The organism is Rhodobacter capsulatus, assembly GCF_003254295.1.
GTDB classification, from domain to species: Bacteria; Pseudomonadota; Alphaproteobacteria; order Rhodobacterales; family Rhodobacteraceae; genus Rhodobacter; species Rhodobacter capsulatus.
Genome location: NZ_QKZO01000003.1, coordinates 227511 through 250726, shown reverse-complemented (window position 1 = coordinate 250726; position 23216 = coordinate 227511). Strand labels below are relative to the sequence as shown.

The 23216-nt window shown below is 63.9% G+C and carries 21 protein-coding genes; 8 read left to right on the top strand and 13 right to left on the bottom strand.

The window, feature by feature from the left end; all coding sequences use genetic code 11:
* Window positions 1-37: 37 nt before the first annotated feature.
* From LY44_RS05795 to LY44_RS05765, 7 genes are all read right to left on the bottom strand, one after another.
* Window positions 38-1129 carry a DUF1972 domain-containing protein gene (locus LY44_RS05795; RefSeq protein ID WP_055212699.1) on the bottom strand — a complete coding sequence of 364 codons (1092 nt, stop codon included), beginning with the start codon at window positions 1127-1129 and terminating at the stop codon, window positions 38-40.
* Window positions 1126-2124, bottom strand: a complete 999-nt coding sequence (locus LY44_RS05790; RefSeq protein WP_055212700.1) for a sulfotransferase family protein — start codon at window positions 2122-2124, stop codon at window positions 1126-1128. Before LY44_RS05790 ends, LY44_RS05795 begins: the two co-directional genes overlap by 4 nt.
* A 133-nt stretch (window positions 2125-2257) precedes the next feature.
* Complete coding sequence (locus LY44_RS05785; RefSeq protein WP_055212701.1) at window positions 2258-3175, bottom strand: NAD-dependent epimerase/dehydratase family protein; 918 nt, start codon at window positions 3173-3175, stop codon at window positions 2258-2260.
* Complete coding sequence (locus tag LY44_RS05780) at window positions 3172-4386, bottom strand: glycosyltransferase (protein WP_065118426.1); 1215 nt, start codon at window positions 4384-4386, stop codon at window positions 3172-3174. Before LY44_RS05780 ends, LY44_RS05785 begins: the two co-directional genes overlap by 4 nt.
* The gene (locus tag LY44_RS05775; RefSeq protein ID WP_055212703.1) at window positions 4364-5491 is read right to left on the bottom strand and encodes a hypothetical protein; all 1128 of its coding nucleotides are present in this window, start codon (window positions 5489-5491) and stop codon (window positions 4364-4366) included. The genes LY44_RS05780 and LY44_RS05775 overlap by 23 nt, the downstream gene beginning before the upstream one ends.
* 70 nt (window positions 5492-5561) lie before the next feature.
* Window positions 5562-6632 (bottom strand): glycosyltransferase family 4 protein, encoded by a 1071-nt coding sequence (locus LY44_RS05770; protein WP_055212704.1) that lies wholly within the window; start codon window positions 6630-6632, stop codon window positions 5562-5564.
* Window positions 6629-7951: an oligosaccharide flippase family protein gene (locus LY44_RS05765; protein ID WP_074552495.1), complete on the bottom strand. Its 1323-nt coding sequence runs from the start codon at window positions 7949-7951 to the stop codon at window positions 6629-6631. Before LY44_RS05765 ends, LY44_RS05770 begins: the two co-directional genes overlap by 4 nt.
* A gap of 270 nt (window positions 7952-8221) precedes the next feature.
* Here LY44_RS05765 and LY44_RS05760 point away from each other — a divergent pair, with 270 nt between their 5' ends.
* The 8 genes from LY44_RS05760 (at window position 8222) to LY44_RS05725 (ending at window position 17793) form a co-directional block, all read left to right on the top strand.
* Complete coding sequence (locus LY44_RS05760) at window positions 8222-9610, top strand: NAD(P)/FAD-dependent oxidoreductase (RefSeq protein WP_055212706.1); 1389 nt, start codon at window positions 8222-8224, stop codon at window positions 9608-9610.
* A gap of 274 nt (window positions 9611-9884) precedes the next feature.
* Entirely contained in the window at window positions 9885-11021 is a 1137-nt protein-coding gene (locus tag LY44_RS05755; protein WP_055212707.1) for a PAS domain-containing protein, read from the top strand.
* The gene (locus LY44_RS05750) at window positions 11018-12382 is read left to right on the top strand and encodes a sigma 54-interacting transcriptional regulator (RefSeq protein WP_055212708.1); all 1365 of its coding nucleotides are present in this window, start codon (window positions 11018-11020) and stop codon (window positions 12380-12382) included. Before LY44_RS05755 ends, LY44_RS05750 begins: the two co-directional genes overlap by 4 nt.
* Window positions 12379-13431: an ABC transporter substrate-binding protein gene (locus LY44_RS05745; RefSeq protein ID WP_055212709.1), complete on the top strand. Its 1053-nt coding sequence runs from the start codon at window positions 12379-12381 to the stop codon at window positions 13429-13431. The genes LY44_RS05750 and LY44_RS05745 overlap by 4 nt, the downstream gene beginning before the upstream one ends.
* An 87-nt stretch (window positions 13432-13518) precedes the next feature.
* Window positions 13519-14619, top strand: a complete 1101-nt coding sequence (locus LY44_RS05740) for an ABC transporter ATP-binding protein (protein ID WP_055212710.1) — start codon at window positions 13519-13521, stop codon at window positions 14617-14619.
* Window positions 14616-15485: an ABC transporter permease gene (locus LY44_RS05735; RefSeq protein WP_055212711.1), complete on the top strand. Its 870-nt coding sequence runs from the start codon at window positions 14616-14618 to the stop codon at window positions 15483-15485. The genes LY44_RS05740 and LY44_RS05735 overlap by 4 nt, the downstream gene beginning before the upstream one ends.
* 9 nt (window positions 15486-15494) lie before the next feature.
* Entirely contained in the window at window positions 15495-16277 is a 783-nt protein-coding gene (locus tag LY44_RS05730; RefSeq protein ID WP_013068158.1) for an ABC transporter permease, read from the top strand.
* A 16-nt stretch (window positions 16278-16293) separates the two neighbouring features.
* Window positions 16294-17793: an aldehyde dehydrogenase gene (locus LY44_RS05725; RefSeq protein ID WP_055212712.1), complete on the top strand. Its 1500-nt coding sequence runs from the start codon at window positions 16294-16296 to the stop codon at window positions 17791-17793.
* Here the strand turns inward: LY44_RS05725 and LY44_RS05720 are convergent.
* From LY44_RS05720 to LY44_RS05695, 6 genes are read right to left on the bottom strand one after another with little or no spacing between them, the layout of a single operon-like run.
* Window positions 17780-18544, bottom strand: coding sequence for an aspartate/glutamate racemase family protein (locus tag LY44_RS05720; protein ID WP_055212713.1), 765 nt, complete (start codon window positions 18542-18544; stop codon window positions 17780-17782). The genes LY44_RS05725 and LY44_RS05720 overlap by 14 nt on opposite strands.
* The gene (locus LY44_RS05715) at window positions 18544-19260 is read right to left on the bottom strand and encodes an ABC transporter ATP-binding protein (RefSeq protein ID WP_055212714.1); all 717 of its coding nucleotides are present in this window, start codon (window positions 19258-19260) and stop codon (window positions 18544-18546) included. Before LY44_RS05715 ends, LY44_RS05720 begins: the two co-directional genes overlap by 1 nt.
* Before the next feature lie 3 nt (window positions 19261-19263).
* Window positions 19264-20046: an ABC transporter ATP-binding protein gene (locus LY44_RS05710; RefSeq protein WP_055212715.1), complete on the bottom strand. Its 783-nt coding sequence runs from the start codon at window positions 20044-20046 to the stop codon at window positions 19264-19266.
* A complete protein-coding gene (locus LY44_RS05705; RefSeq protein ID WP_055212716.1) occupies window positions 20043-21014 on the bottom strand; it encodes a branched-chain amino acid ABC transporter permease in 972 nt (323 codons plus the stop codon). The genes LY44_RS05710 and LY44_RS05705 overlap by 4 nt, the downstream gene beginning before the upstream one ends.
* Before the next feature lie 3 nt (window positions 21015-21017).
* Window positions 21018-21887 carry a branched-chain amino acid ABC transporter permease gene (locus tag LY44_RS05700; protein ID WP_055212717.1) on the bottom strand — a complete coding sequence of 290 codons (870 nt, stop codon included), beginning with the start codon at window positions 21885-21887 and terminating at the stop codon, window positions 21018-21020.
* Window positions 21888-21942: 55 nt separating this feature from the next.
* Window positions 21943-23130: an ABC transporter substrate-binding protein gene (locus tag LY44_RS05695; RefSeq protein ID WP_055212718.1), complete on the bottom strand. Its 1188-nt coding sequence runs from the start codon at window positions 23128-23130 to the stop codon at window positions 21943-21945.
* Between the last annotated feature and the right edge of the window lie 86 nt (window positions 23131-23216).

The following is a 23216-nucleotide window of genomic DNA, read 5'->3' as shown; positions in this document are numbered from 1 at the left end:
AAGCGTCGCCTTGGCCGGGGGGGGCGGCCTGATCCGATCAGATCGATCGGATCAGGGCAAAATAGGCGCGGCCGATCTTGTCCCAAAGATACAGCTGCCGTGCCGTTTGCTGCATGGCAAACCCGACCGCGCGGGTGGTTTGCGCATCGACCGCGCGGATCGCGGCGATCAGCTCTTCGGAAGTCTTGAAGTAAAGCGCTTCGCCCTGTGTCGAATATCTGTTGAAACTGCAATCATAGGCATGAATCAGGATGCCAAAATGCATCATCTCGACCAGAGACGGGTTGGTGCCCCCGGCGGAATGGCCGTGAATATAGGATGTCGCGCGGCCACGAATTTCCCGCAACCGGCCCGGATCATAAATCGGGTTCAGCAGGGTGATATTCGGGCAAGCGCCATATCGTTTCCGCAGATCCTTTCCATAATCGCTGTTGTCCCAGTTTCCGACAAAGACAAGATTGCGTTCCGGCATTTTCGAAAAGGCCTCAAGGATCACGCCGACATTGTTTTCGGGTTCGATCCGGCACAGTGAAAGCGAAAACGCCTGCGGCAGATCAAGATCGGGATCCGTCACCGGCGTGGCAGAAATCGCGTGATCCCCACCGTAAGCGATGACGTGGCAATCGACCCCGTAGCGCGCGCGGACATGTTCTGCGATCGCCTGATTGTCCGCGATGACGGCATGCGACCAGCGAACGGCCGACCATTCCGACCAGCGCAGGATCCATCGGGCCAGCCCGCGCCATTTTTCACGTTTCCATTCGATACCGTCAATATTCGTGACGATCCGGGATCTGGAGAAAAGCCGCAGAAAGGGCAAGGCCAGCGCACCGGAAACGCCAAGCAGCAAAATAACATCGGTTCCTCGGCGTGCCGCATCAAAAAGCGAAACAACATCATAGGGAACGGATTGCAGCCCATTCGCTTTCAGTCCGATATAGCGCAGATTTGCGGTCAAATATCGGGTCGGATGCGTCTTGAACGCAAGGCGGGAACAATAGACCGTCAGATCCGTATCCGGAAGTCCGGTCCCGTGAAGGCGAACAAGGTTCTCGGCCAAAGTTTCAAAGCCGCCATAATTTCCCGGAACCCCCACTGTTCCGAGAATGGCCCATTTCAATCCGGTCAATGGCGTATCTCCAAACTGTTGATTGTGTTTCTGAAAGGTTCCTCGATGATCTCGGGCAGTGCGAAGGGAAGATGCGGCCTGGGGGGCGACAGCTTTTGCCTTGCGAATTGCAGGAAAACCTCGTCCGGCTCCAATCCTGTAAATTGGCAGATTTCGGATAAAACCCGTGTCGGATCGGCACAAAGTTTCTCGTAAGAAATGTGAATAACCGATGCCGGGTGCTGCTGCAGCAAGCGCAATCCTTCGCGCATGGTCACGATCCATTCTGTCGCCGCGCGTGCGCGCTGATCCGAAAATGTCCTGATCTCGTCAAGGTGCAAGGACAGATCCGGGTGTTCGGAAATGATCTGATCGACAAGCAGATTCCATTTTCGTCCATTCACCCCCCACCAATCATGCGTTTCACCATGCGCCGTCACGCCTAGACGGCTCGACCATTGCGTGATGGAGGCGCAGGTGTCCCAACCGTTTCGCGACAGAAAAATGAACTTTGCATCGGGAAAAATCTTCAACAGGAACGGAATTCGAAAAATCAATTCTGGGTATTTATCCAAAACCCTCCTGCCGCCGGTGATGCGCAGATAAAAGCCGTATATTCTTTCGATTTTCGACGTGACGTCGCGCGTCGCATCTTCAGCGTCAAGACGATAGCGCGCCTTGCCCCGATGATAGCTGCCGATCAGATCTTCGTCGGGTCGCAAATACGCCCAGATGGCTTTGGGCTCATTCAGAAACGATATGTCGCGATGCATGGACATCACCACGCCCAGAATTGTCGTGCCGGACCGTCCCGTCCCCAGAATGAAGATCGGGGCGCTGACCTTTTTCAGGCGTGGCAGGCGCGATTGCAGCGCGAAGAGCCGGAACAGGATCGGGTTGATCCATTGTCCGCGCGTCGTCAGGGGCCGCCCCTCGAACATCGCATAACTGATCAGGCGGCTCCACAAACGACCCGGGCGGTGCCGCAGGTATTCCATATCAATTTGAGCGACCATCCCCAAACCTTCCTTGAAACGTCGATGAATATTGGCCCGATCTCGCGCAGGTGAAAACCCGGCCAAACTCCGCGGTCGATGCCTGCAAACCCATATGAAGACAGAAGATCGGCAGGTGTTTTTGAACACGCGATCAAGACGCCTGTTTCCGGATCCATTCCCAAGTTTCCGCGATCCCGTCAGCCAGGGCAATCTGCGGTTTCCAGGAAATTTTTTCGCGGATGGCGGAGATGTCGAGAATGACGCGCGGCACGTCAAATCCGCGCCCGGGCTTGAAACGCGGCTCGACAGGTTTTCCGACCACCTCCGAGATTGTCTCGACGACTTCCAGGATCGAATGACCGGTGCCGCTGCCGGCATTGAAGATGCCGGTGATGTCCGACAGGCCGCACAGGGCGCATAATTCCGCCAGATCCGTGATCTGGATGAAATCTCGGACAATCTTGCCGTCGCCCCATATTTCAATCGGTTCCCGTGATGCAAGGCGCCAAAGAAAGGTGCCGATGACGCCCTGGACACCCCCATGCCCCTGCCGCGGACCATAGGGATTCGAGGGTCGAAGAATGACGGGTTTCAGCCCATGCAGATGCTGTTCCATCATCAGATATTTCTCGATCGCGCCCTTGACCACACCATAGGAACTGATCGGTTTTTGCGGATGATTTTCCCGCACCGGATCCATTTCCGGAATGCCATATACGGTGCCGCCGGACGACAGATAAACGATCCTGCGGACACCGGCGCCCCGCATCAATTCAAGCAGGCGAACCGTCCCGATCAGATTTCCCGTAATATCCCCGACCGGGTCCAGATTGGATGTCGACGGCACCGAGGTGCTGAGCAGATGAAACACCACATCCATGTCATTCAGCGCTTCGGCGAGCGAGGCGGAATCGTCAAAACTGCCCTGCCGAAAATCCACCGGGGCAGGCGTGTCGCGAAACCGCTCGGCAGAGCGGTCATAAACGCGCACCTTCACCCCGCGCTGCAACAATCGATCCACAAGATGCGATCCGATAAAGCCGCTGCCGCCAATGACAAGTGCCTTCATTGCAAAATACCCCCATATATGCGAAGCACCTCCGCGTAGATCGTTTCGTCGCTGAATTCTTTCGTGACGTAAGACTGCGCCGCCCGCCCCATTTCGAGAAGCGCCGCATCGGGCATTTGCACGACATCCCGCATCCGGGCCGCCAGAGCCTGCAGGTCAAGCGGGTCGACCAGCCAGCCATGCGGACCGGCCTCGACCAGCTCGGGAATGCCGCCGCGCGCGGCGCCGATCACCGGCTTGCCCGCCGCGAAAGCCTGCAAGATCACATAGGGGAAGTTTTCGTGCCACAGCGACGGGACCACCACCGCCCGCGCGCCCTGCAGCCAGCCCTTCAGCGCCTCTCCCCAGGCCGGTCCGACGACACGCAGTTGCGGCAGATCGGCGGCGGCGCGCTCGATCGCGGCGCGGTCGGGCCCGTCGCCGACGATCACCACCGGAACATCGGGGGCAAGCCGGGCCGCCGCGACCAGCTGATCCACACCCTTTTCGTCAATCAACCGTCCGAAATACAAGATGTAGCTGCCCGCCTGCAGCGGCAGATGATGCGCCGCCGCATCGAAAGGATTGCGCAGAAAGTCGATCGCGACGCGCCCCGGGCCCCAGAACGCCTCGGTCCGGGCCGCCATGAAGCGGCTTGCGAAGAGGAAACAGGTCACGTTCTTGCGCCAGATGTCGAGGCGCTCATGCACCTGCGCCTCCAGCATCGAGACGGCGCTGATCGCAAGGCTGTCATGGCAGCACCGGTTGACAAGCGCCTTGTGGAACCGCCCGCCCTTGCAGTCTTCGCACAGGCGGCCGTGATGGAACAGTTTGTAGTTCGGGCATATGTGCTTGTAATCGTTGCACGAAAGCACCACCGGAACGCCGGCGTCGCGCGCTGCCTGCAGCACCGCGGGGGTCAACCTTCCGTAGACGGCAAAGCCATGCACGAGATCGGGGCGAAAATCGGCGATGAGCCGCGCCATCGCATCGCGCGCGTCGCGGTTGTAGATGACGCGCGGGATCCGCGCCGCCTTGGCAAGGAGCCCGCCGCTGGCATAATGGTCCACCTTCGGGAAATAGGCGACCTGCGGGGCGGTCACGCCCTCCTCGGCGCAGGAGAACATCGCCACCTCGTGGCCGTTCTCGCGCAGCAGGCGCGCGATTTCATGATAAAAGACTTCCGCGCCGCCCTGGATCGCGTAATTGTTATGGACGAGCAATATTCGCATGGTGTTGAACCTCTCGTTTTTTCTGAACCGTCTTTCCAAATCCTGTCTCAAGTGACATTGCCGTCAGAGATACGAGAATTGAAAGTCCGACCGAGATCACGTTCGCTCCGGCGATTAGAAAAGGAGCAATGGTCGCTATAACAAGAAAGGTGCGGAAATTTTTTCCTGCCACCGATTTTATAAGCAAGTAATAGAACAGAAAGCCAAGTAGTCCCATCTGCATCCATATGATCAAGATTCCGACATCGGCACTCACTGAACCGAAGACAGTATTGGTATTGTATTTTTCCGCCACAAAGTCGTTCATGCCAAGGATGTTTCTTTCAATGTCTCTATTCGTTTCAAAGGCTGGGATTGATCCGAATTTCTCAAGTCCGAATCCGAAAATAATGCTTTTGTCAACGACTTCTCCTCCGTATTCAGCGAGTAGGAAAAGGCGCATGTTTCCGTAAGGATCGACGGTGATAAAGCGTTCGGAAAGGAAAGATGATCGCCGCCCGTCCATAAAGTTCGCAGAGTTCGGGCTGAAGAACAGCCATACATGAGGTGCAAACAATATCGCGAAAATCGCGCCTGTGCCGATGAAAAAACTTCTGATCGGACGAGTTAAGCCAACGAGCATCAAGGCTGAAGCAATGATCTGTTTTTTCATGGAAAAAAGCATGATGATGGCTGATATATATAAGGGTGCCGGTCGGCGGCCTTGCAGATTCAATATGAATTCGACGTTGAAAATAAAAAGAATGCATAACATCTGGGGCATGAAACCAAGATCGAAACCTTTGAGCTGGATTACAGATAAGGCGAGTGAAAGCCATAAGGTTCTTCGGATGATTTCCCAGCCTTTGTCGTCGAGCTTGGCGAGAGACCAGTATAATGTATAGCAAAACGACAGGATTATGATGAGCTTTCCGAAGCCGCGAAAGGCAAGATCGATGTCATTTTCAAGATAGAAAATGTTGCTGGCAAAAATAACGATTGCGACCAGAATGGCTGCAATGAAGTCGAGGCGAACACCGAGTCCGTTTCTGAAAAAAAACAACAAGACATGAACGATCGCGAGAAGCTGGGACGCTGCGTTGAAGCCCAGCGTCCACGTGGACATCACAATGCCGCCTGTAATCGCTTCAACGTGAGATCCTGAAATTCTCATTGAAAAGATACGCCTCCTCGACTCATGAAAGCAGATTTTCGATTTTCTGAAGCTGTTGCTGGGCCGAGAACGAGGCCTCGGCGCTTTCATGCGCCTGCCGCGACAGCCGCGCGCGCAGCTCCCGGTCCTGCAGCAGCTGCTCCAGCGCGGCGGCAAGGGCCTCTGCATCCTCGGCCGGAACCAGCAGCCCCTCCGCCATGTCGGTGACCGCGTCCAGATTGCCGTTCACCGCCGTCGCCACGATCGGCTTGCCCATGAACATCGCATCCAGAAGCGTCCGCGGCAGGCCCTCGAACCGCGAGGGCTGCGCGTAAATGTCAAAGGCGGCCAGCAGGTTGTTGTAATCCTCGCCCTGGATCGTGCCGGTGAAAAGGATCTGCGGATGTCCGGCGGCTTCCTTTCGCATCTCCTCGAGCGTCGGCCCGTCGCCGACAAGGACAAGGCGCAGGTCGCCGCGCCCCTGCGCCAGCTTGCGGAAGGCCCGGATCAAGAACTCCTGGCCTTTCTGGACATGCATCCGGCCGATGCAGCCGATCAGGGTGGTCTCGGCGCCAAGGCCGAATTTCGCCCGCGTTTCGGCCGCGGAGAGGCTTGGCTTGCGCGCCGAAAAATCGACCCAGTTCGAGACCACCGTGATGCGGTCCTGACGATGGCCGCGCCGCAGAAGATAGGTTTCGATATCCTTGCAGCCCGCGACAAGGCCGTCGAAGCGGTTCAGCACCCAGCGGTCAAGCGCCGGATAGGCCATCGCCTTCGACACGGTCTGCAGCGAAATCCGCCGCGTGCCGAAGGGGGCGGCGATCGCAAGGGCGACAAGATTGCCGATGAACGAGGTCGACAGCACGACATCGGCGCGCAGCGAGACGCCCTTGCGCACCGCCCGGACAAGCTGGGGCAGCGATCTTTTGCCGGATTTGTAGGGGAAGGCCGCCGGGCGCAGCCGGGCATCGAGCCCGGCCTTTTCGAAAGCGCCGGTGCCGTGCAGCCCGATCACATGCACCTCGTGCCGCTGGGCCAGATAATTGGCCAGTTCAAGGAACTGCAATTCCGCGCCGCCGACGCCCTTGGCGTTCATAACCATCAGGATTTTCATGAAGATTCCCCTTCGTTGCATCGCCCCGCGTCGCTTGACCGAAGCTGCGGGCCGAACCTGCGCCAGACCATGACGGCATTGGCCAGGTTCATGCTGGCCCCGCCAAGGCTGGCGGAGATCGCCGCCCCGATCATGCCGAAGACCGGCACGAGCAAGAGCCCGCTGGCCAGCATCACCGCCGCGGCGAAGATCGTGCCGTTGCGCAGATCGGTCTCGCGGCCGAAAACCAGCAGGATGTATCCCATGTTGACGCTCAGCGCGCTCAGCAGCTGCCCCAGCGCCAGAATCGCCAGAGCCGCCGCGCCCTGGGCGAACTCCGGGCCGAAGATCGACAGGATCCGGGGCGCGAAGACGATCATCGCCACCACGAGCGGCGTGGTGATCAGCGCCACCAGACCGCTCGAGCGCAGCGTGATGGCCCGGATCCCGCGCAGGTCGCCGCGCGCGCGCAACTCTGCGTATTTCGGGACCATGGCCGTGGTCATCGATTGCGAGAGGATCGCCAGAACCATGACGATGCGTGTCGCCGCCCCCAGAACGCCGACATCGGCGGGCGTGCCCCAAAGCCCGAGCAGCACCACCGGCATCCAGGGCAAAAGCCCGCCGCTCAGAAGGGTCATCAGCCAGAGCGGGCGGCTGCTGCGCCACAGCACGGCCCGCTCGAACTGCGGCGCGCTGGCGGGAAGCCGGTCGGCCCAGCGTCGCCAAAACAGATAGCCGATCGCCGCCGAGGCCGCCGTTCCAAGAACATAGGTCGCCGCCGCGCCGGCCGCCCCGAACCAGCTGGCCATCGGCCAGATCAGGATCAGCGCCGTCAGCGGATAGATCAGCCCGGACACCAGCACCGAGGCGCCGATCTGTCCGGCGCCGCGCAGGCATTCCGCCATCTGCATCATCATCGCGAAGGAGAAAATGCCAAGGCTGATCGCCCGCAGCGGCGTCTCCAGCCCGGGTTCGCCGAACAATGCGGTGGCGATCCAGGGCGCAAGGGCGAAGACGCCGATCCCGGTCAGCAGCGTCGAGAGCGCGGCGATCCGGGTGCCAAGCCGGAACACCCCGATCACGCTGTTCCAGTCGCCGCGGCTCGCCCCGTCGGCGACGAAGCGCAACAGGACATTGTCCAGCCCCAGCTTGGCCGCCACCGCGCCGATGCTGACCACCGACAGGGCAAGGAAATAAAATCCGGCGCCCTCGGCCCCGATGATGCGGGCGATGGCAATGTTGAGCAGGAACGCCAGAACCGCGCCCATGCCACGCAAGACGACGGCAAGGCCCGCGCCGTGCAAGATCTCAAAGGTATGTCTTCGGGTTTGTTTCACGCACTCAAAACCCCTTAATCCGCCAAACCGCTTTCACCGCCTACAAGGTAAAGAAACATCCGTTCGAAAAGGGCCGCCAACCGGGGCCCGGGCACAACCTATCAGATTGTTGTGACGCATTCCAGACACGCTTTGCGGTCGTTCCGGCGGCCGGGGCCGGTGTCGGGCCAGTGTCGTGGCCAGTGTCGTGACAGGCGCCCCTTGCATCGCGGCGCCTGTGGCGAGACCCTGCCGCCACGCCGGAGGGGCGCGGGGCCAAAGGGGGGCGCGATGGATGTGACGACGAATGGACAGGTGTCGTTCTGGTTTGCCGACATCGGCGGCCTGCCGCCCCGGCGCGCACCCTTGCCGGGGGATCTTGCGGTCGATGTCTGCATCATCGGCGCGGGCTTCACCGGGCTTTGGAGCGCTTATTATCTCAAACGGCTTGCGCCGTCGCTCTCGATCGTCGTGCTCGAGCGGGACTTCGCGGGCTTTGGCGCCTCGGGGCGCAACGGCGGCTGGTGCTCGGGCGAATTCGGCTGGAGCCGCGCGAAATATCTGCAAGGCGGCAGCCGCGCCGGGGTGATCGCGCTGGAGCGGCAGCTGCGCGACAGCGTGGCCGAAATCCTGCGCGTCTGCACCGCCGAGGCGATCGCGGCCGATATCGTGAAGACAGATTGCCTGACCTTTGCCCGCAATCCGGCGCAGCTGCAGCGCCTGCGCGACACCCTCGCCGAAGAACGCGCCTGGGAGATCGGCCCCGAGCGGGTGGAGCTGCTCGACGCCGCCGCCGCCGCGGCGCGGATCCGGGTGCCGGGGGCGCTTGGCGCGCTGGTGACGCATGGCGTGGCCCGGGTGCAGCCCGCGAAACTGGTGCGCGGTCTGGCCGCGGCGGTCGAACGTCTGGGGGTGACGATTTCCGAAGACACCCGCGTGACCGGTCTGGCCCCGGGGCGGGTGACGACCGCGCGCGGCACGGTGACGGCGCCGCGGATCCTGCGCGCGACCGAGGGCTTCACCCATGGCATCGCCGGGCAGGAACGCGAATGGCTGCCGCTCAACAGCGCCATGGTGGTGACCGAACCCCTTCCCGCCGCGCTGTGGCAACAGATCGGCTGGACGGGCGCCGAGCTTTTCGGCGATGCGTCGCATGCCTATTGCTATGCGCAGCGCACCCGCGAGGGCCGCATCGCGATGGGCGGGCGCGGCGTGCCCTATCGCTTCGGCGCGCGCACCGATCGCAACGGGCAGACCCAGGCCGCGACGATCGCGGCGCTGCGGCAGATCCTTTACCGGATGTTCCCGCAGACGCGGGGGCTGCGGCTGGATCATGCCTGGTGCGGCGTGCTGGGCGTGCCGCGGGACTGGTGCGCGACGGTCGGGCTGGACCCGGCCACCGGGATCGGCTGGGCGGGGGGCTATGTCGGGCTGGGGGTTTCCACCGCCAATCTGGCCGGGCGGACGCTGGCCGATCTGGTGCTGGACCGGGTGACCGAGCGCACCGCGCTGCCCTGGGTCGACCGCCGCCCGCGCCGATGGGAGCCCGAGCCGCTGCGCTGGCTGGGCGTGCACGGGATGTATCGGCTTTACGGTCTGGCCGACCGGCAAGAGGCGGCGGCCCGCAGCGTGCAAACCTCTGCGCTGGCGAGGCTGGCGAACCGGCTGACCGGCCGCTGAGCGCGCGGCCAGGGCGCAGGCCGCGCCGAATCCCCCCGGCCGCGCTTTGGCGCCGCTTGCGCGCCGTGGCGCGGGGGCGATGCGGGCGCCAATGCCCGCCGTGCCGGATTCTCCGGCCGCTTCCGGGATCTTCCGCGTGAAAATGCAGGATCGCAGCGAAACCTGCGCAATATCGCAGCGAAAATCCGAAAATATGCGAAGGCCGCGCAATTTTGATTGCCGGTGCGGCGGGACGTCGCATCCTCGGGGCAGATGACCCCCGAGCGACGGCCCCATGACACAGAGCCCTTCCGCCTTTGCCGATCTGCCGCTGCCGGTGCTGGCGCTTTCCGCCCCGGGCACCGCGCAGGCCGCCAATCCCCCGGCCGCGCTTTGGCTGGCCGCGCGCGGCATGGCGGCCGGGGGGGCGCTTGCCGATCTCTTCGCCGCGGAGGCGGCCGACCGGCTTGCGGCGATCTGCGCGGGTGCGGAACCGGCGCCGCAGGCCTTTGCGGTCCGGCTGCCGGATGAAGACACCCCGGCCGTCGTGCAGTGCGCCCTCCGGGCCGAGGGCGGGTTTTGGCTGTTCGTGCTGCGCCTGACCGAGCCGCTGCCCGCGGCCTTTGCCGATCAGCTTGACCGGGTCGAGATCCTGTCGCAGATGATCGACGCCGCCCGCGACGCCTGCTGGTGCATCGATTTTCTCGATCCGGTCGATCTGCGCCGCCCGGAGGAAGAGATCGTCGATCAGGTGTTTCGCAACCGCGCGCGCTGGCGGGCCTGCAATGATGCGATGGCGGCGCTTTATGCCGTGCCCGCGGATCAGGATTTCAACACCCAGCCGGTCAGCCGCTACTTTCCCGAAACGCCGGTGAACCGGGCGATGATCCGCGATCTGGTGCGGATGGGCTACCGGCTCGATGGCGCGCAGGCGATCGACCAGCGCCACGACGGCACGCCGATGCTGGTGGAAAACGATTTCCGCGCCCTGATCCGCGACGATCGGCTGATCCGGCTTTGGGGCACCACCCGCGACATCGGGCCTAGCCGCGAACGCGAACGTGCGATCAGCGCCGAGGCCGAGGTGATGCGCGACATTCTGGGCGCCGTGCCCGATCCGATTTTCGTCCTCTCCGAGGCGGGGATCATTCTGGCGACGAATGCCGCGGCCGACCGCGCGCTGGGCGGCAGCGGGCTGCTGGGCGCGCCCTTCGACAGCCTCGCCGCGACGCGGCACGCCTTTGAACGGCTGTGCAGCGCGGCGCTGGAGGACAGCGAGGAGGAGACCGAACTCGCCCTGCGCGAGCCCGATCACCCCCGCGCCGCCTGGCTTTTCCGGGTCACGCTGATGCCCGAGGGGCCGCGCCGTTACGTGCTGCGCGGCCGCCGCAAGACCGCGCGGCGCCGCGCATCCGCGGGGGAACCGGCATGAGGTTTTATCGCAGCGAACCGCAGGCGGGGCTGGGGCGGCGCCGTCCGGGCTTCATCGACGATCCCGGCTTTCCAAGCTTTCTCAACGGCTTGACCGATGGCGCGGCGCTGGTCGAGCTGGATGGCCGGATCCGGCTGGTGAATGCGCCGATGGAGCGGCTTCTGCGCGCAACCCGTGCCGATCTGCTGGGCGCGGATCTTGCGCGGCATCTGCGCGGCACCGGGCGGCTGGCGGCGGACCTGTCCGAGGGGCTGATCCGGCTGCGGCGGACCGAGACCACGGGCACCTTGCCCTCGGGGCGGGCGGTCGGCGCGCAGCTCTCGATCCTGCGGCAGGACGACGATCCCTATGCCGCGCTGCTGACCTTGCGCGAGTTGGGCGCGCATCCGGTGGCCAGCCCCGCGCGCGGGCAGTTCCGTCTGGCCCGTGATCTGGCCCATGATCTGGCCCCGCAGGCGCCCTTTGTCACCAGCCCGGCGCGCCAGGCGCTGGCCGCGCAGCTCGACGCCGCCTTGGCGCAGGGGCTTTCGGTGCATCTTTCGGGCGAGACCGGCACCGGCAAGACGACGCTGCTGACCCGGCTTCTGGCCGGGCAGGGGGCGCCGGTGGCGACGATTTCCTGTGCCGCGCTTGATCCGTCCACCTTCGAGGCCGAGCTGTTCGGCACGGGCATCGGCATTGGCGCCACCGATCCGGGCCGCATCGGCCGGATCGAGGCGGCGGCGGGCGGCACGCTTGTCCTCGAGGCGGTCGATCTGCTGCCCCCCGCGCTGGCCGGGCGGCTGCTTGTGACGCTTGACGCGGTGCAGGAAACGGGCGGCACCAGGATCGTGTCCACCGCCACGCGCCCGCTCTGGCCGCTTTGCACCACCGCCACGCTGCCCGAGGCGCTTTATTTCCGGCTTTGCGGGCTGAGCCTGACCCTGCCGCCCCTGCGCGACGACCCCGCCTTTCTGCCGCCGCTGCTGGACGCCTGGCTGGCCGAGATCAACCGCGCCCGGCCGCGCCCGCTGGCGCTTTCGGCGCGCTTCGTCAAGGCCTTGGCCGCGCGGCCGCTGCCCGGCAACCTGCGCGAGATGATCGCGGCTCTGCGCCGCGCGGCCCTTCTGGCCGAGACCACGGCCGAGCCCGCGCATCTGCCGCCGGTGCAGGGCTGCGCCCCCGCAAGCGCCCCCGATCGGACCGGGCTGCCGCTCAAGGATCTGGTCCGGGAGTTCGAAATCCGGACCATCGAAAATTCCGTGGCCGACCACGGAAGCAAGCGAAGCGCCGCAAAGGCGCTCGGCATCGATGTCGCGACCCTGATCCGCAAGATGAACAGGTCACCCGACACGCAACCAACAAGGAGTGAAACCCCATGACTCGGAGACGGACCGCGCGGGCGCTGACCGCCTTTGCCCTGGCCACCCTGCCGCTTGCGGCCGCGGCGGGCGAATTGAACATCCTCACCTGGGAGGGCTATGCCGACCCCGCCTTCCTCAAGCCCTTCGAGGCGGCCTCGGGCTGCACCGTCAGCGCCACCTATGTCGGCTCGAACGACGATTTCGCGGCGAAGCTTGCGGCGGGCGGCGGCGTCTATGACGTCATCACCCCCTCGCTTGACACGGTGTCGATGATGCGGCTGGCGGGATTCGTCGATCCGGTCGACACCGCCGCGGTGACCGGAGCCGAGGGCATCTATCCCGAATTCGCAAAACATCCCGAGATCGTGGTCGAGGGCGAAACCTGGGCCGTGCCGCTGATCTGGGGCTCGGTCTCGGTGATCTACCGCCCCGACAAGGTCACCGGCACGCCGGACTCGATCGGCGTTCTGTTCGACCCGGCCTACAAGGGCAAGATCTCGCTTTGGGACGACAAGTCGGCGATCTACTGGACGGCGCGCTATCTGGGCTTCCCGAACATCTTCGATCTGAGCGACGCCGAGCTGGAGGCGGTCAAGGCCAAGCTGATCGCGCAAAAGCCGCTGATCCGCAAATACTGGTCCAGCGCGGGCGAGCTGACGGATCTGATGGCGAACAACGAGGTCTGGGTCTCGAACGCCTGGACGGGGCTGACCTCCAAGGACGTGAACGCGCTGGGCAAGGGCTTCACCGTGGCCGAATTCTCGCCCCGGGAAAAGGCCGAGGGCTGGATGGATTCGATGATGCTGGTCAAGGGCACGCCGAACCAGGAATGTGCGGTCAAGTTCATGTCCTACATGCAATCGCCCGAGGGTCAGTGCGGCATCGCCAAATCGACCGGCTATTTCCCGGTGAACCCGGGCGCGGTGGCCAGCTGCATGGACGCGGCGATGAAGGCAGAGCGCAAGGTCGACAACATCGACTTCGTCAAAAGCCTGGTGATGTGGCAGCAGCCGGTGCGGCTCGACAAATATCTTGAAGTCTGGAACGCGGTGAAAGCGGCGCCCTGAACCGCTTCCCCAGCGTCCTGCACGTCTGATCTGCGACCCCGGAGATGCCCCGGGGTCGCCCCCTTCCGCATTGCACAGGATTGGCCCATGTCCGCACGCCCTATCGTGACGCTCGACGGCGTCACCAAATCCTTCGGCAGTTTCAAGGCACTGCATGAAACCAGCTTCTCCATCGGCGAAGGTGAATTCGTCACCCTGCTGGGCCCCTCGGGCTGCGGCAAGACGACGACGCTGCGGCTGATCGGCGGGTTTGAATTGCCCAGTTCCGGCAAGATCGGCATTGCCGGGCAGGATGTGACGACCAATCCGCCCTATCGCCGCCCGGTGAACACGGTGTTTCAGGATTACGCGCTGTTTCCGCACATGACGGTGGCGGAAAATGTCGCCTACGGGCTGACCGTGCGCGGCGCGACTGTCGCGCGGTCGGACATTCCCCGGCAGGTGGCCGAGGTGCTTGAAATGGTCGGGCTGAGCCAGATGGGCGGCAAGCGTCCCGGCGCGCTGTCGGGCGGACAAAAGCAGCGCGTGGCGATGGCGCGCGCGCTGATCCGCAAGCCGCGGGTGCTGCTGCTCGATGAGCCGCTTTCGGCGCTGGATGTGAAACTGCGCGAGGTGATGCAGGTCGAACTGAAGCGGCTGCACCGCGAATTGGGCATCACCTTCCTCATGGTCACGCATGATCAGACCGAGGCTTTGGCGCTCTCGAACCGGATCGTGGTGATGGAGGCGGGGCGGATCCGCCAGATCGGCACGCCGAACGATCTTTATGACCGTCCGGCGACGCCCTATGTCGCCGATTTCATCGGCGCGACCAACTTGATCGAGGCGCGTTACGCCGGGCGCGAGGCCGAGTTCGACCTGATCACCCTGCCGGGGGGCGCGCAACTGCGCCGCAAAACCGCGGGCAATGGCGGCTTCCATCCGGGCAGTGCGGTGCTGATCGGCATCCGCCCCGAACATCTGCGCCCCGCCGCGGGCGACAATCTGGTGCAGGGCAGGGTGGTCGACACGCTCTTTCACGGCGACAGCATAAGGCTGGAATTCCTGCCCGATGGCGCGACGCAACCGGCCTTTGCGCAGCTCGCGCGGGGCTCCTCGCTTTCGGCCGATGCGCTGCTGCCGGGTCAGCCGATCCGCTTTGCCGTCGCGCCCGAAGACGTGATGCTGTTTGCCAAGGTGGCCGCATGAGACGCCCCGCCTCCTCGATGCTGCTGACGGCGGGGCTTTTCGCGCTGCCGCTGGGCTGGGCGCTGCTGCTTCTGATCGTGCCCTATCTGCTGATGATCGCGGTCGGCTTCTGGACCCGGCAATTCCCGCTGTTCGTGCCCGATTTCCAGTTCGGCAACTACCTGCAACTTTTTTCGGACCCGCAATACACGACCGTCATCCTGCGCACGCTGAAGATCGCCGCGATGGTGACCGGCTGCGCGCTGATCCTTGGCTATCCGCTCGCCTATTTCCTTGTCTTCACCCTCCGCTCCGACCGGCTGCGCAATCTGATCTACATGGCGGTGATCGTGCCGCTCTGGGTCAGCTACCTGCTGCGCGCCTATACCTGGAAGATCATTCTGGGCACCGATGGCGCGCTCAATTCCGCGCTGATCTGGCTTGGGCTGATCGACACGCCGCTGGATGCGTTTTTGTACAACCAGACCGCGATGGTGATCACGCTCACCTATATCTTCGTGCCTTTCATGGTGATGCCGATCTATGCCGTCCTTGAAAACATCCCCAAGGGGCTGATCGAGGCCTCGGAAGACCTTGGCATCGGGCCTTTGGGCACCTTTCGCCACGTGATCGCGCCCTTGTCGCTGGGCGGTGTCGTGGCGGGGGCGATGATGACCTTTTGCCTGAGTTTCGGCGATTTCGTCGCCCCGGTGCTGGTCGGCGGCCCCGACGGGACGATGGTGGCGAACCTGCTGCAAACGCAATTCGGCGCGGCGCTGAACTGGCCGCTGGGCTCGGCGCTGGCCACGCTCGTGCTGATCATGGTGCTGGCGATCCTGGGCCTGACCGGCTGGGCCGAACGCGCCTCGGCGCGCAATCTGCGATAGGGGGCGGTGATGAAACAGCTTTTGTGGTGGCAAAAGGGGATGGTCGGCTTCGTCTTCGGGGTGCTGGCGTTCCTTTACCTGCCGATCGTCGTGCTGGTGGTGTTTTCCTTCAACGACAGCAAGGTGACCTCCTTCCCGCTTTCGGGCTTCACCTGGCATTGGTATCAGGCAGTCTTCGCCAATGCGCAGATGCTGACGGCGCTGAAAAACAGCCTGATCGTCGCCACCTGCGCCACCGGCCTGACGCTGACCATCGGCACGCTGGCGGCGCTGGTCCTTGATCGGCACGACTTCCCGGGCAAGGGGCTGTTCCGCAACGCGATCTTGCTGCCGCTCAGCCTGCCGGGGCTGGTGACCGGCATCGCGATGCTGAACTTCTACAAGCAGATCGGCATTCCCCAAAGCCTGACCGCGGTGGTGATCGGCCATGCCACGGCTTTGCTGGGCGTGGTCGTCAGCCAGGTGATGGCGCGGCTCGCCAAGACCGATCACCGGCTGCTGGAGGCCTCGGCCGATCTGGGCGCCGGGCCGGTCGAGACCTTCTTTCGCGTCACCTTGCCCGCGATCCGGCCGGCGATCCTGGGGGCGGGGCTTTTGTCCTTCACCCTCTCCTTCGACGAGATCCCGGTGACCTATTTCCTCACCGGGCGCGACATCACCCTGCCGATCTACATCTATTCCACGCTGCGCCGTGGCATCACCCCCGAGATCAACGCCATCGGCTCGCTGATCGTTCTGGTCTCGCTTCTGCTCATCATCCTCTCGGTCGGGCTTCTGCGCGACCGCAAATAACCACAGGGAGACCACCATGACCGATACCACCTTGGCCTATTGGCAGGGGCTTGCCGAAAAGCTGACCCTGCGCACCCGCCACTTCATCGGCGGCGAGCATCTGCCCTCGGCCGATGGCCGCAGCTTCCAGACGATCAACCCCGCGAATGGCGCCGTGCTGGCCGAGGTTTCCCGCGGCGGTCAGGCCGAGATCGACCGCGCCGTCTCGGTCGGCCGCAAGGTCTTCCGTTCCGGCGTCTGGTCAAAGATGGAGCCGCGCGCCCGCATGGCGGTGCTGGAGAAATTCGCCGCGTTGATCGAGGCGCATGGCGAGGAATTCGCCGTCCTCGACAGCCTCGACATGGGCAAGCCGGTGATGGACATGATGACCATCGACGTGCCCTTCTCGGCCACCTCGATCAAGTTTTTCGCGGAATCGATCGACAAGTTCCACGGTCAGGTGACCGCGACGGCGACCACCGCGCTGCATTACATCCTCAATCAGCCGCTCGGCGTCGTCGGCATCATCACGCCCTGGAACTATCCGCTGATGATGGCGGCGTGGAAGCTGGGCCCGGCACTGGCCACCGGCAATTCGGTGGTGCTGAAACCGGCCGAGCAATCGCCGCTTTCGGCCTGTCTGCTGGCCGAGCTGTTCATCGAGGCGGGCGGTCCGCCCGGCGTCTTGAACGTTGTCCACGGTCTGGGCGAGGAGGCGGGCAAGGCGCTGGCGCTGCACATGGATGTCGACAAGATCGCCTTCACCGGCTCGACCGAGGTCGGCAAACTGCTGATGATCTATGCCGGTCAATCGAACATGAAGCGCGTTTCCACCGAATGCGGCGGCAAGACCCCGCAGATCATTCTGGGCGATTGGGACGATCTCGACACCGCCGCGACCTATGCGGTGAACGGCATCTTCGGCAATCAGGGCGAGGTCTGCAACGCGGGCTCGCGCATCCTTGTGGCGCGGGACTTGCACGACGCCTTTGTCGAAAAGTTCATCGCCACCGCGCAGCAGAATTTCGTTCCGGGCAACCCGCTTGACCCTGCGACGACGATGGGGCCGCTCGTCACCACCGACCAGCAGGCGCGCGTTCTGGGCTATATCGACAAGGGCCGCGCCGAGGGGGCGGTGCTGGCCTTGGGTGGCGGCACGCCCGCGGGCCTGTCGCACGGCGCCTATGTGGAACCGACGCTGTTCACCGGGGTCGACAATTCCATGACCATCGCGCGCGAGGAAATCTTTGGCCCGGTCGGCACGATCATTCCGATCGACGGGCTCGAAGACGGGCTCGAAATCGCCAATGACTCGCCCTATGGGCTGGCGGCCTCGGTCTGGACCCGCGATCTGGCCAAGGCGCATACCTTCGGGCGTGACATGGAAGCGGGCGTGTGCTGGGTGAACTGCTTCGATCACGGTGACATGACCTCGATCTGGGGCGGGTTCAAGCAGACCGGCAACGGCCGCGACAAGTGTTTCGAGGCGCTGGCGCAATATACCCAGACGAAATCGGTCTGGATCAATCTGGGCTGACAGATCCGGCCCGTCCCGGTTCCGGGGCGGGCCCGCGCCCGGGCCGGACCGGTGCCGACTTGTCGAACCGCGGCGGCGCATAGCCCCCCAGCCGCGAGGTGGCCAGACCGAGCCGCACCATCCCCTCGGCCAGGGCAACGGCACAGACGACGCCATCGAGCACCGGCAGCCCATGCGCCTGCGACAGCGCCCGGGCCAGATCGGTCATGCCCGCGCAGCCCAGCACGATCGCCTCGGCCCGGTCTTCAAGGATCGCCCGCGCGACTTCGTGGCCGATGCGGGAACAGGCGTCGCTGAGCGGGTCTTCCAGATCCAGCACCGGAATTTCCGAGGCCCGCACCCGGGCGCAGCGCGCCGCCAGCCCGTAGCGGGCCAGATTGTGCGAGATCGCCGGAACCGAGCGGCCCAAAGTGGTGACGACGGAAAAGCTGTTCGACAGCATCGCCGCCATGTGAAAGGCCGCCTCGCCGATGCCGATCACCGGCTTGTCGGTCAGACAGCGCGCGGCATCCAGCCCGGTATCGTCGAAACAGGCGATGATCACCGCGTCATAATCGTCGCGCCCGGCGATAAGGCCCAGAAGCCCCGACAGGCTCATCGCCTCGTCGTAATAGCCCTCGATCGAGGCCGGGCCCGCCTCCGGGTTCACCGCGACGATCTCGGTGCCGGGGCTGGCCACGCGCCGGGCGGCGGCGGCTGCCTTTTCGGTCATGCTCGCGGTGGTGTTCGGGTTGATCAGCAAAAGTCGCATCAGATGTCTCCGCCCAGATAAGCCGCCTTGATGCGCGGGTCGTGCATCAGATCCTTCGACGCGCCCGAGAGCGCGACGGTGCCGGTCGAGAGCGCATAGGCGCGCGCGGAAATCGACAGCGCCATGCGGCTGTTCTGTTCCACCAGCAGCACCGACACGCCCTCGTCGCGGCTGATCGCCACGATGGCGCGGGCGATGTCCTGCACCAGCTTCGGCGCGATGCCGAGCGAGGGCTCGTCGAGCAACAAAAGCTTCGGCGCCGCCATCAACGCGCGGCCGATCACCATCATCTGCTGCTCGCCCCCCGAAAGCGTGCCCGCCTGCTGGCCGTAGCGTTCCTTCAGCCGCGGAAACCGGGTCAGCACCGCATCGAGAGAGCGCGCGATCCCGGCCTTGTCGGAGCGGGTAAAGGCGCCCATCAGCAGATTGTCCTTGACCGACATCAGCGGAAAGACGCGCCGCCCCTCGGGCACCATCGCGATGCCCATTTTCACGATCTCGGCCGGGGATTTGCCGTCGATCCTGTCGCCGCGATAGGTGATCATGCCCGCGCGCGGTTTGCGCAGGCCCGTGATCGCGCGCAGGATCGAGGATTTCCCCGCCCCGTTCGCGCCGATCAGGGCCACCGTCTCGCCCTCGGCCAGATTGAGCGACACGCCCTTGAGCGCATAGACGTGATCGTAATAAAGCTCGATGTTTTCAAGGCTCAGAAGCATGTTTCACATCCCGATCGCGGCATCTTCCGAGCCCAGATAGGCCTCGATCACGCGCGGATTTTCCTGAATTTCCGCGGGCGTGCCCTCGGCGATCTTTTCGCCGAAGTTCAAGACCACGATCCGGTCCGATATTTTCATCACCGCCGGCATGTCATGTTCGACCAGAAGCACGGTGATGCCGCGTTCATCGCGCAGCCGCCGCACCAGCGCCACCATCCGCATCGTCTCGTCATGGTTCATCCCGGCGAAGGGCTCGTCCAAGAGCAGCACGGCCGGGTCGGTGGCCAGCCCAATCGCCATGCCCAGCGCGCGCAGATGCCCCTGCGGCAGGTTCGAGGCAAGTTCGTTTGCAATCGCCCCCAGCCCCAGAAAGCCGATGATCTCGTCGGCCGAGGCGGCAAAGGCGGTCTCGTCCGCTCGCGCCGCGGCGGAGCCGAAAAAGAACCCGGCAAGCGTCGCCCGGGCGCGCAGGTGATGCGCGACGATGACGTTTTCGCGCAGCGTCATGGCGCGGAAGATCGTGGTTTCCTGAAAGGTCCGCACCACGCCCTTGCGCGCCACCGCATGGGGGGAGAGGTTCGAAATCCGCTCGCCGCGAAACAGCACCTCGCCCGACGTCGTGCGCAGGAAGGACGAGATCATCTTGAACAGCGTCGATTTGCCCGCGCCATTCGGGCCGATCACCGACAGGATCTCGCCCTCGGCGACGTCGAAGCTGATGTCATTGTTCGCGACCAGCCCGTCGAAGCGCTTGGTGACATGGCGGATTTGCAGGATCGGGCTCATTTCCCCCCCTTGCCGCGCAGCATCGCGGGCAGGCTAAGCAGGCCGTTCGGCACGACCAGCATCGCGGCAATGAGCAGCGTCGAATAGATCAGCATCTGGTATTTCGCGGCGGCGAACAAAAGCGACCAGCCGAAATACAGGACCAGCGTGCCCAGCATCGGGCCGAAGACGAAGCCAAGCCCGCCAAGGAAGCAGTTCAGCATGAAGTTGACGCTGTCGGCGACCTGAAAGGACGAGGGGTAGATCGACTGCGAGATCACCACGAAGCCTGCCCCGGCGATGCCGCCCATGAAGGAGGAGATCGCATAGGCCAGCACCCGCAGAAGCGCGATGTTGACCCCGATCGAGGCCGCCAGATCCTCGTTTTGCTGCAAGGACCGGAACAGATGCCCCAGCCGCGACCGGGTCAGGCGCCAGAGCACCAGATAGGCAAGGCACATCAGCGTCACCGCCATCAGGTAAAACGCCAGTTTCGGGTTTTCGAGCCTGGCGAAATCGGGGATCAGCGTCAGGCCGAAGACCGAGACCTCGCCCGGCAGCGGGATCGAGGTGATGCCGCGCGCGCCATTGGTGATCGGCAGGGCCAGGGCCGAAAGCCGGGCGACCTCGGTCAGAACCAGCGTCACCATCGAGAAATAGACGCCCCTGAGCCGCAGGATCGGCAGGCCGATCAGCACCGCCAGCCCGGCGCAAAAGAGCCCCGCCAGCGGCAGCGTGGCCCAGAAATTGATCCCTGCCTTGGTGATCAGGATGGCGGCGACATAGCCGCCCGCCAGCGCATAGGCGCCCTGACCGATGTTGATGCGCCCGATGTAGAAGGTCAGCCAGACCCCGGCCGAGCCGATCGACAAAAGCGCCACCGAGGTGAGCGTATAGTAGAAATCCCACCGGCCGGTGAGGGCGATCAGCCCCGGCACGCCGATGTAAAGCGCCAGCAGGAAGGCGGCAACGGAAAGTGCACGGATCATGGCTCAGCCCCAGGGTTTGCCCATCAGCCCCTGCGGGCGGAAGGCGAGGAAGATCATCAGCGAGGCGAAGATGACAAGATAGGTGATGTCGCCGTAAGCGGCGAGCAGCGACAGCCCCACGGATTCGAGCATCCCAAGAAGGAAACCCCCGGCGATGGCGCCCGAAATCACCCCGGCGCCGCCGATCATGATCATCAGAAAGGCCTTGATCGAGGTCGGCCCGCCCATGCCCAGATTGACGCCGACGATCGAGACCAGAAGCCCGCCGACCAGCCCCGCCAGCATCGCGCCCAGCGCAAAGCCGATCATCGAATAGCGCGCGACATCGACCCCCATCAGCTCGGCCGCCATCCGGTCCTGCGCCAGCGCGCGCATCGCGCGTCCGGTGCGCGACTGGCGCATGAAGAGGATGAAGGCGACGATCAGCGCCACCGCCAGCACCCCGATCAGGATCCGGTCATAGGGCATGACGATGCGGAAATCCCAGTTGAAGACGCCCGGAACAAGCTTCGGAATGCCGCGCTGCTTCTCGCCAAAGACCAGAAGCGTCACCGCATCGAGGAAAAACGCGATCCCGGCGGCCAGAAGCATCGTCGATTCCTCGCGTTTCGAGCGTCGGATGACCGGGGCGAAAAGGAACCTTTCGACAAAGGCGCCCAGCGCCGCCAGCGCCACGGCCGAACAGATCAGCCCGACCACGAAGGGCAGGTGGAACTGCGCCACCACCGTATAGGTGATGAACCCGCCGATCACATACATCTGCCCATGGGCGAAATTGAGCACGTTCATCAGCGAAAAGATGAGCGTGAGGCCGAGCGCGATCAGCGCATAGGATGCGCCAAGAAAGAGCCCGTTGACGATGATCTGCTCCATGTCCTCTCCCCGGATCAAAGGATGGCCCGGCCGGTCGCGGCCGGGCCGGGGCCTGTCAATCGACGGTGGCGACGAACAGCGTCTGGAAGGCGCCGTCCTTGTATTCGTTCACCACGAGCGGCACCGAAAGCTGCCGCTTCTGCCCGAACGAGGTCGTGCCGACATAGCTCAGTTTCGCATCGCCCTTCATGTAGGGGTTCGGCGCGGCGAAACTGTCGATCGCGGTCTTGAAGGCACCGATGTCGGTCAGGCCCTGCGGATCGGCTTTCAGCGTCTCGAGGATGTATTCCAGCGCATAGACCTTGGTGTTCGACTCGTCGTTGTATTCGCCGAACATCTCGGTGTATTTCGCGACGAAGTCCTTCATGTAATCCGAGGCGATCTCGGGCGTCGACGCGCCGCCGACCGAGATGAAGCCGTTCGCCGCCTCGCCCGCGCCTTCCTCGATCACCTTGGCATCCTGCGCGGTCTCGGTCGAGATCAGCCCGGTGTAGCCCAGATCGCGGGCCGAGCGGATCAGCTGCGGCGCGGCGGCCGGGGCAACGCCCGAAAGCACCAGAAGATCCGGCTGCGTCTTCAGCACCGGCAGCAGAACGGGGGTGAAATCGGTGGTGTCGACCTGATAGGTCACGTCCGCGGAGGTCACTTCAAGGCCCAGCGCCTTCGCCGCCGCAACGCCGCTGTCGCGCTGGCTCAGCGGGTCGGATTCATTCGCCGCGACAAAGGCGACCTTGCTGACGCCCTTGTTGTCCTTGAGGTATTTGTAGATCGCCGGGCCCGATTGGTAGCTGGCCACCATGCCCAGGATCGCGTTTTCGGCAGGCTTGGTGTAAAGCTCTTTCGGGAAGGCATAGGGGATGTAGATGATGTCATTCGCCTCGGCCACCGGGCGCACCGCGGCCGCGCCGTCATCGACATTCGGGCCGACGACATAATGGATGCCCTGCTGCGCCATCTGCTCCATGCCGGCAATCGCGCGTTTGGGGTCTTTCTGGTCGTCAAAGGTGACGATCTCGATCTTGTAGGGGGTGCCGCCGATCTCGACGCCGCCCTTTTCGTTCAGCATCGCCGCCAGCGTCTGCATCGAGCGCACGTTCGAGGTGCCCCAGGCCGCCGCCGGACCCGAGGTCACGCCGACGAAGCCGATCTTCAGCGTCTCTTCGGCCCGCGCCAGCGTGGCGGAAAGCGAAAACGCCGCCGCGACCGCAAGCGCGGTGGTGGCAAGCATGATGCGTCTGTTCATCGTGGAAACTCCCTGTGGACCGTCTTTGTGTTTGCACCAGAGCCATGATCCGGCGCTCTGGCGCTGTTGCCTGAGGTCAGGGAAAA